The organism is Microbacterium sp. K41, assembly GCF_004794395.1.
In the GTDB taxonomy this organism is placed as follows: Bacteria; Actinomycetota; Actinomycetes; order Actinomycetales; family Microbacteriaceae; genus Microbacterium; species Microbacterium sufflavum.
Map to the genome: position 1 here is coordinate 1 of NZ_SSDO01000384.1, position 8,748 is coordinate 8,748.

Below are 8,748 nucleotides of genomic sequence, written 5' to 3' on the forward strand. Positions count from 1 at the left end.
AGCAGCGCGTCGTAGTCGTAGCCGGCGACGCTCGAGGTGGCCCAGCCGATGCTGGCCGAGGAGCGGATGCCGCTCACCGGCGCGTCCGGGTCGATGACCGAGATCCGGGACAGGATCGCGCGCAGGTGGAAGCGCACGGCCTCGTCGCTGCCCCGGATCAGCACGACGACCCGGTCGTCGCTCACCCGTTCCGCGTCGGCGGTCGTGGGCAGCGCCTCCTGGACGTCGGCGTGGAAGCGGTCGACGATCCGGCGGAAGGCCCCGCTGCTCGACGCCTCGCGCAGGTCGGCGGGGTCGTCCAGCCGCACGTCCAGCACCGACCACGCCCCGTCGTTCTGCGCCTCGGCCTTGCGCAGGCGGGCTCTGGCACGGTCGGCCGCCCCGACGTCACCGCGCGCCGCGCTCTCCACCCGCACCAGCAGCACGAGGGTGAAGGCGGCGCAGGTGCTCACCACGATCGCGCCGACGGCGTTCATGCCCCGCAGGGCGCTCAACTGCGCCTCGGTGCTCACGCTCCCCGACACCAGTGCCGACGCCCCGCTGACCACGGAGACGACCGCGAAGCCGCACGCGGCGAGCGCGAGGGGCATCACGACGTCGCGCGCGGGAGGCTGCCCGCGCAGCAGCTCCCACGCGAGGAGCCCGGCGAACACGCCCATCGACAGGAAGACGAGGTGGAAGACCAGCAGGTACCAGGCCGTGCCCGCCGTGGACACCAGGGCGACCGGCACGCCGATCAGCGCCACGATCACCGGCAGCCAGGGGGCCGAGCGCCCGAAGTGGATCCGCACGCCGATCCAGACGAGGGGGATGAACACGACCGTCAGCGCCGACGAGGCGGCCCGCAGGACCGGGAGGCCGGTGTGATGCCCGGCCAGCCACAGGTACGCGCCCAGCATGCCGATCCCGAAGGCCACGCCCCACACGATCGTCGCCCTGGTCGGGCGCGCCAGGGTGGCGAGACCGATCACGATCGCGGTCAGCACGGTCACGACGGCGACCATGCTGGTGGTCACGTCGACGTTGACGGGCACGAGCGGTGTCATGCCGGATCCTTCCTCGGGGAACGGCGCGGGAAGCGCACGGTGACGGTGGTGCCGACGCCCACCTCGCTGTCGACGAGGATCTCCCCGTCGTGCGCGACGACGATGTCCCGCGCGATGCCCATGCCGAGCCCGGTGCCGGAGATCCCGCCCCGCACGGCGCTGTCGGTGCGGAAGTACGGCTCGAAGAGACGGGGCAGCTCGTCGGGGGCGATGCCCATGCCGGTGTCGACCACGCTCACCTCGGCCCTGGCATCGTCCGCGCCGACCCGCACCTGGATGCGGCCGCCGGACGGGGTGTACTTCACGGCGTTGCCGATCAGGTTGTCGAGCACCTGGCGCAGCCGGAACGCGTCGCCGGTGATGACCAGGCGGTCCGCGCCGTCGAGGCTCAGCTCCTGCCGGGCGGCGGTGATCAGCGGCGCGAAGGAGGCCGCGGACGCCTCCACCACCTCGCGCAGGTCCACCGGCTCGAACGGCTCCGGCGAGCTGCGGGTCTGCGCCTGCATGCTCGAGAGCAGGTCCTGCATCCGCTCTCCCGCGTTCGCGATCACCTCGACCTGCGCGGGCACGCGGCCCGGCAGGTCGTCGCGTTCGCGCAGCAGCTCCACGTGCCCGATGATCGCGGTGAGCGGGTTGCGCAGCTCGTGCGAGACGATCGCGGTGAGGGCCCTGCGCTCCTCCGCGGCCTCCAGGAGCGCGGTGACGTCGTCGATCACGACCAGCGCGATGTGCTCGCCCTCGCCGGCCCCGGCCATCGCCTGCGTGGTCACCTCCAGCGCCCGCCACTGTCCCGCGCCGTCGAACAGCCACACCCGTTCGGCGCGCAGCTCCTCCCCCGCGGCCGCCCGCGCCAGGGTCGTGCGCGCGGGGCTCAGGGCGGTGCCGCGCCGCGCGTCGTACTCGACCGAGGCGGAGGGCAGGGCGGCCCCGTAGCGGTCGCGGCCGTACAGCGCGCGGTAGGCGTCGTTCATCTGCAGGATCCGCCCCTGGGCGGTGACCACGACCAGGGCGACACCGAGCGCGTCGATGATCTGCGTCACCCGCTGCTGGTTGGTCTCGGCCCGCTCCGCCGCCCTGTTCACCTGCTCGGAGCGCCGCTGCAGCAGCCGTCGCGCGGCACCCGACCGCTGCGAGCCGATCCGCACCGTGACCCCGAGGAAGCTGAGGGTCACCACGACCGTCAGCACCCGCAGCAGCACGTCGGCCGGCTCCCCCGACCGGTCGGCGAAGAACACCAGACAGCCACTGCTGAAGGCGACACCGGTGAACACCCACGGCATCGAGAAGTAGGTCGCCAGCCACACCACGGGGAACACCCACAGGAACCCGAGCCGCAGGTCGGGGGCGTTGGTGGTGAAGCCGACGGCCAGGATGTCCAGCAGCGGGAGCGCGGTCACGGCGGTGCGCGGAAGCCGGCGCCACGGCACGAGCAGGGCGACGAGCGTGGTGACCACCACGAGGACGATCCCGACCACGAACATTGGGATCGTGAGCGTGTGCGGCTTGAAGCCCGCGACCATCACCACGATGGCGACGATGCTGCCCGCGAACACGAGTTGCCAACGCCAGATCGACACAGTGCGGATCATGAAGCCCCCGCCTCCTGGTCGATCCTCAGCTTTGTCGCAAGATTACTCAAAGATCGGGCCTACGCGCTCTTCAGGCGACATCGGCGTCCTACGATTCTGAGTGGGGGCCGACACTGCGACTGGGGATTTCGCAGACGCTGGGGCCGCGCGAGTGGGGATTCGCAGGCATCCGAGGCCGCGGTGGGGGAGCCGCGGCCTCGAACCCCTGTCAGCCGGGTTGATCGCCGGCTGGGGTGAGCCGATAGCCGACGCCGCGCACGGTCTCGATGTAGCGCGGCTCGGTAGGGCTGTCGCCGAGCTTGCGGCGCAGGTTGGCCATGTGGGTCTCGATGGCGCGCTTGTCCGGTTCACTGACGGGGTCGGCGGAGCCGGACGGCGCGCCGCGCAGACCCCGTGCGAGCTCCGCCTTGCTGCACACGCGGCGCCGCGACTCCAGCAGCGCGGCGAGCAGGTCGAACTCCGTGGGGGTGAGCTCGACCGGACGCTGCGCCACGAGCACGAGTCGCGTATCGAGGTCGAGGCTGAGGTCGCGATGCACGCGACCACGCCACGTGGACACCGTCGTGTCGGTCGCGGCGGCCGGCGGCGCGGGCGCGACCGGACGCTGCGTCGCCGTGGCGACCGGGAGCCGCGGTCGCCGCAGGAGCGCCTCGATCCGCGCGCGCAGCTCGCGCGGACGGAACGGCTTGACCAGGTACTCGTCGGCGCCCGAGGTGAGACCGAGCACCACGTCGGACTCCTCCGCGAGCGCGGACAGCATGATGATGAACGTGTCGCTGACCCTGCGGATGCGCCGGGCCACCTCGAACCCGTCGATGCCGGGCAGGTTGATGTCGAGCGTGGTGATCACGGGCTGGTGCCGTTCGACCGCCGCGAGGCCCTCCGGCCCCGATCCGGTGACGGCGACCTCGAAGCCCGCGGCGAGGAACACCTCCTCCAGCAGCGACTGCACGCCGGGGTCGTCCTCGATGATGACCGCGACCAGGTCGCCGACGCTGCGGGCGGTCATGCCCGCTGCTCCCGGACGATGGTGACCACGCGCGGGGCGTCCGCGTCGAGCTCGGACGGGTCGAGGTCATCGTCGGCTCCGGCCGCGCCGACCGGGCGTTGCAGCTCGATGTCCCACCACGCGTCGGCGAGCTCCTCCGCCATGCCGCGCCCCCATTCGATCACGACCACCGAGCGCTGCAGGTCGAGGTCGAGGTCGTCGAGCTCGGCGGCCGAGCCGAGCCGGTAGGCGTCCACGTGCACGAGCGGCGCCCCGCCCACGAGCGACGGGTGGGTGCGCGCGATCACGAACGTGGGGCTCTGCACGGGCCCGCGCACGCCGAGCCCCTCCGCGAGCCCCCGCGTGAAGGTGGTCTTGCCCGCCCCGAGCGGCCCCGTGAGGATGAGCAGGTCGCCCGCCTCCAGCTGTTCGCCGATCCGCAGGCCGAGCTGTTCCATCTCGTCCGCGGTGGCGATCTCCCGGCGGCCGAGGAACGCCGGGTCGACGCTCACGACGCCCTCCGCGGCACCCGGTGTCCGATGCGGGTCACGATCTCGTAGTCGATCGTGCCCGCGGCGTCCGCCCACTCCCGCGCCGACGGCACGCCGAGGGTCGGATCGCCGAACAGCACCACCTCGTCGCCGATCGAGACGGGGGTGTCCCCCACGTCCACCACGAACTGGTCCATCGCGATGCGGCCGACGTTCACGAAGCGGCGCCCGCCGATCGACACGGGAAGGCGCCCGGAGGCGCTGCGGGGCACGCCGTCGGCGTAGCCCAGCGGCACCAGGACGAGCGTGGTGTCGCGGTCGGTGCGATGGTCGTAGCCGTACGAGACACCGGTGCCGGCCGGCACCCGGCGCACGGCCGCGACCGCGCCGCGCAGCGTCATGGCCGGGCGCAGGCCCAGTTCGGCCGAGGAGCGGTCGTCGAACGGCGACTGCCCGTACAGGCCGATGCCGATCCGCACCGCATCCAGCCGCGTCTCCGGCAGGTCGATCGCCGCGGCGGTCGCGGCGATGTGGCGGATCTCCGGGCGGATGCCGAACGACGCCGCCGCGGCCACCCCCTCCTCGAACTTCGCCAGCGCCGCCCTGTCGTCGGCGGGTGAGGTGTTCGACAGGTGACTGAACAGGCCCACCACCCGCAGCCGCCCGATGCGTTCGAGCCGCGCGGCCTCGGCCAGCACCCGCCCCCAGTCGCCCGGGGCGATGCCGTTGCGCGACAGCCCCGTCTCGAACTTCAGGTGCACCGCGACCGGGCTGTCGACCGCCGCCGCGGCCGCCGCCGCCTCCAGCTGGTCGAACGAGGAGATCCCGAGCTCGATGTTCTCGGCCGCCGCCTGGGTGAAGCGCTCCCCCGGGGCGTGCAGCCAGGCGAGGATCGGCGCGTGAACGCCCTGCCGACGCAGCTCCAGCGCCTCCGGAATCTCGGCGACCCCGAGCCGGGTGGCACCGGCCGAGAGCGCGGCCACCGCGGTCGCCGCGACACCGTGTCCGTACGCGTTGGCCTTCACCACCGCGAGCACCTCGACACCGGTGAGCCGACGGAAGTGCCGCACGTTGTCGGCGATCGCGTCGAGGTCGATCGCGGCCTCACGGAAGGGGACGGTCACAGCGGTGCTCCTTCGGCGACGACGAACGCGGCGGCCAGGCCCGCGTCGTGGGTGAGGGTGAGGTGGAGGGTCACGATGCCGCGCTCCTCGACGACCGCCGCCGTCGATCCGGACAGCACGAAGTACGGCCGCCCCGAGGGCTCGGAGGCGATCTCGATCTCGGTCCAGTGCACGCCGTCCGACCCGCCCAGCGTCTTGATCAGCGCCTCCTTGGCGGCGTAGCGCGCGGCCAACGACGGCAGTCGGAGCGCCTGCTCCGAGGGGGCGAACAGCCGCTCGCGGAGCTTGGGCGTGCGGGTCATCGTGCGCTCGAACCGGGGGATGTCCACGAGGTCGATGCCGGTGCCGATGATCACCCGTTCAGCCTACTCGCGCGGAACGGCCCCGCCCCGGAGCGGGACGGGGCCGTTCGGGGACGACGGGCGGGGTCACTCCACCGTGACGGACTTGGCCAGGTTGCGCGGCTGGTCCACATCGAGCCCCTTGGCGGTGGCCAGCGCCATCGCGAAGATCTGCAGCGGCACCACGGCCAGCAGCGGCTCGAACATGGGGCCGGCGAGCGGGATGCGGATGACCTCGTCGGCGAAGGGCAGCACCGCGGCGTCGCCCTCCTCCGCCACCACGATGACCCGGGCGCCGCGCGCGCGGATCTCCTGGATGTTGGAGACGACCTTCGAGTGCACGAGCGCGGAGTGGCGCGGCGACGGCACCAGCACGAACACCGGCTGCCCCGGCTCGATCAGCGCGATCGGGCCGTGCTTGAGCTCGCCGGCGGCGAAACCCTCGGCGTGGATGTAGGAGATCTCCTTGAGCTTGAGCGCGCCCTCCAGCGCGATCGGGTAGCCCACGTGGCGACCGAGGAACAGCACGGAGCGGGTGTCGGCCATCCAGCCGGCGAGCTGCGTGACGTGCTCCTGCTCGCTCTCCAGCACCGCGGCGACCTTCTCGGGCAGCGCCAGCAGCTCGGCGACGTCGGTGGACGCGTCGGCGACCGTGCCGCGCACGCGACCCATGTGCAGGCCGAGCAGCAGCAGCGCCGTGATCTGCGCCGAGAACGCCTTGGTCGACGCGACCGCGACCTCCGGTCCGGCGTGCGTGTAGACGACCGCGTCGGACTCGCGCGGGATGGTGGCGCCCTGCGTGTTGCACACCGAGAGGGTGCGCGCGCCGCGCTCGCGGGCGTACTTGACGGCCATGAGCGTGTCCATGGTCTCGCCCGACTGGCTGATCGACACGACCAGGGTGTCGGCGCCGATCACGGGGTCGCGGTAGCGGAACTCGTGCGCGAGCTCGACGTCGACCGCGACGCGCGCCCACTGCTCGATGGCGTACTTGCCGACGAGGGCGGCGTACGACGCGGTGCCGCACGCGGTGATGATGACGCGGTTGATGCCGGTGAACAGCTCGTCGAGCCCGTCGAGCTCGGGGATCACGACCTGCCCGTCCTGGATGCGACCGCGGATCGTGTTGGCCACGGCCTCGGGCTGCTCGGCGACCTCCTTGGCCATGAAGCTCGACCAGCCGCCCTTCTCGGCGGCGGCGGCATCCCACGACACGTCGAAGGGCTCCGGGGTGACCGGGGTGCCGGCGAAGTCGATCACGGTCACGGCGTCGGGCGTGATCGACACGATCTGGTCCTGACCGATCGCGAGCGCCTGGCGGGTGTGCTCGACGAAGGCCGCGACGTCGGAGCCGAGGAAGTTCTCGCCCTCGCCCAGGCCGATCACGAGCGGGGAGTTGCGGCGGGCGCCGACGACGAGGCCGGGGTGGTCCTGGTGCATCGCGAGCAGCGTGAAGGCGCCCTCGAGGCGGTTCACGACCGAGCGGAAGGCGAGCTCGAGGTCGCCGCCGTTGCCGGCGTACTCGCGACCGAGCAGGGCCGCGGCCACCTCGGTGTCGGTCTCGCTGCGGAACACGACGCCGTCGGCGAGCAGCTCGTCGCGCAGCGCGGCGAAGTTCTCGATGATGCCGTTGTGGATCACGGCGAGCTTGTCGTCGTCGGCGAGGTGCGGGTGGGCGTTGCCGTCGGTGGGTCCGCCGTGGGTGGCCCAGCGCGTGTGGCCGATGCCGGTGGTGCCGTCGGGCAGCGGCGCGTCGCCGAGCGAGTCGCGCAGCACGGCCAGCTTGCCGGCCTTCTTGCGCATCCCCAGCTCGCCGTCGCCGTCGATCACGGCGATGCCCGCGGAGTCATAGCCGCGGTACTCGAGCCGGGCGAGACCGGCGAGAAGGATGTCCTGGCTGGGCCGCGGGCCCACGTATCCGACGATTCCACACATGAGATACAGGGTAAGACGCGATTTTTGCGAGTCGTCCGAACAATAGAGCGCCGACGGCGCGGCGTCACAGCTTGCGCAGCAGCACGCTCTCCACGTCGTGGTCCGGCCCCTTGCGCAGCACCAGGCGTGCGCGATGCCGGGTGGGCATCACGTTCTCGACCAGGTTGGGCATGTTGATCTCGTTCCAGTACCCGAGCGCCGTGGTGATCGCCTCCTCGTCGGTGAGGTGCGCGAACACGTTGAAGTAGGACGACGGATTGCTGAACGCGCCCTGCCGCAGCGCGAGGAAGCGGTCGACGTACCACTTCTCGATGTGCGACGTCTCGGCGTCGACGAAGATCGAGAAGTCGAACAGGTCGCTGACCGCGACGTCGTTGGGCGCGGGCGGCGGCTGCAGCACGTTCAGCCCCTCCACGATCACCACGTCGGGTCGCCGCACCACGACGTGCGCGTCGGGCACGATGTCGTAGCGCATGTGGGAGTAGAACGGCGCGCGCACCTCGGGGGCGCCGCTCTTGACCTCGGTCAGGAACTCGATCAGCGCGCGCCGGTCGTACGACTCGGGGAAGCCCTTGCGGTCCATGAGCCCGCGGCGCTCCAGCTCGGCGTTCGGATAGAGGAAGCCGTCGGTGGTCACCAGCTCGACGCGCGGCGTGCCCGGCCAGCGGCTCATGAGCTCGCGCAGCAGCCGGGCGATCGTGGACTTGCCGACCGCGACCGATCCGGCGACGCCGACCACGAACGGCGTCGTGCTGTCGTCCTCCTGCAGGAAGGTCGAGGTCGCCGCGCCGAGCTGCTTGGTCGCCGAGGCGTAGAGGCTCAGCAGGCGGCTCAGCGGCAGGTACACCTCGCGCACCTCGGTGAGGTCGAGCCGGTCGCCGATGCCGCGCAGCTCCACGACCTCGGTCTCGGTGAGGGGCTGGTCGAGGCCCGCGGCCAGACGCGCCCACTCGGCTCGGCCGATCTCCCGGTACGGCGACAACGGCAGCGTGGGGTCGGGGGTCACGTGCACCATCGTAACGGCGCGCGAGTAGTCTCTTCCCGTGCGCCTGGGAGTCCTCGACATCGGATCCAACACCGTCCACATGCTCGCGGCCGACGTGCGTCCCGGCGGCCGCCCGCTCGCGACGACCAGCGACCGGACGGTGCTGCGCCTCATGCGCTACCTCACCCCCGACGGCGCCATCTCGGAGGAGGGCGTCGCCGCGCTCGAGGCCGCCGTGGCGCAGGCCCG

General features: G+C 72.2%; 8 protein-coding genes and 1 pseudogene. 1 reads left to right on the plus strand and 8 read right to left on the minus strand.

Translation table 11 applies throughout. The features are described 5' to 3' along the window. The 8 genes from DW309_RS11950 to coaA all read right to left on the minus strand — a co-directional run. The coding region (locus tag DW309_RS11950) for a hypothetical protein (protein ID WP_136045502.1) at positions 1 to 1,046 on the minus strand (1,046 nt) is incomplete at its 3' end. Then, positions 1,043 to 2,635, minus strand: a complete 1,593-nt coding sequence (locus DW309_RS11955; protein WP_136045503.1) for a sensor histidine kinase — start codon at positions 2,633 to 2,635, stop codon at positions 1,043 to 1,045. The genes DW309_RS11955 and DW309_RS11950, both read right to left, overlap by 4 nt. Before the next feature lie 208 nt (positions 2,636 to 2,843). After that, on the minus strand, positions 2,844 to 3,644 hold the full coding sequence (locus DW309_RS11960) for a response regulator transcription factor (protein WP_136029675.1): 801 nt from the start codon (positions 3,642 to 3,644) through the stop codon (positions 2,844 to 2,846). Then, positions 3,641 to 4,135, minus strand: coding sequence for a tRNA (adenosine(37)-N6)-threonylcarbamoyltransferase complex ATPase subunit type 1 TsaE (tsaE, locus tag DW309_RS11965; protein WP_240753201.1), 495 nt, complete (start codon positions 4,133 to 4,135; stop codon positions 3,641 to 3,643). Before tsaE ends, DW309_RS11960 begins: the two co-directional genes overlap by 4 nt. Next, the gene (gene alr / locus DW309_RS11970) at positions 4,132 to 5,238 is read right to left on the minus strand and encodes an alanine racemase (RefSeq protein ID WP_136045504.1); all 1,107 of its coding nucleotides are present in this window, start codon (positions 5,236 to 5,238) and stop codon (positions 4,132 to 4,134) included. The genes tsaE and alr overlap by 4 nt, the downstream gene beginning before the upstream one ends. Then, a complete protein-coding gene (locus DW309_RS11975) occupies positions 5,235 to 5,594 on the minus strand; it encodes a holo-ACP synthase (protein ID WP_136029679.1) in 360 nt (119 codons plus the stop codon). Before DW309_RS11975 ends, alr begins: the two co-directional genes overlap by 4 nt. A 72-nt stretch (positions 5,595 to 5,666) precedes the next feature. Continuing rightward, positions 5,667 to 7,514: a glutamine--fructose-6-phosphate transaminase (isomerizing) gene (gene glmS / locus DW309_RS11980; protein ID WP_136045505.1), complete on the minus strand. Its 1,848-nt coding sequence runs from the start codon at positions 7,512 to 7,514 to the stop codon at positions 5,667 to 5,669. 64 nt (positions 7,515 to 7,578) lie between these two features. Further along, complete coding sequence (coaA, locus tag DW309_RS11985; protein ID WP_240744509.1) at positions 7,579 to 8,520, minus strand: type I pantothenate kinase; 942 nt, start codon at positions 8,518 to 8,520, stop codon at positions 7,579 to 7,581. A 37-nt stretch (positions 8,521 to 8,557) separates the two neighbouring features. On the opposite strand from coaA, the pseudogene DW309_RS11990 reads away from it, so the two are divergent. Beyond that, positions 8,558 to 8,748: pseudogene (locus tag DW309_RS11990) on the plus strand (Ppx/GppA family phosphatase); the annotation flags it as partial.

Coding starts and splice junctions, on each gene's coding strand:
- DW309_RS11955 (WP_136045503.1), bottom strand. CDS start 2,635: ATGATCCGCACTGTGTCGATCTGGCGTTGGCAACTCGTGTTCGCGGGC.
- DW309_RS11960 (WP_136029675.1), bottom strand. CDS start 3,644: ATGACCGCCCGCAGCGTCGGCGACCTGGTCGCGGTCATCATCGAGGAC.
- glmS (WP_136045505.1), bottom strand. CDS start 7,514: ATGTGTGGAATCGTCGGATACGTGGGCCCGCGGCCCAGCCAGGACATC.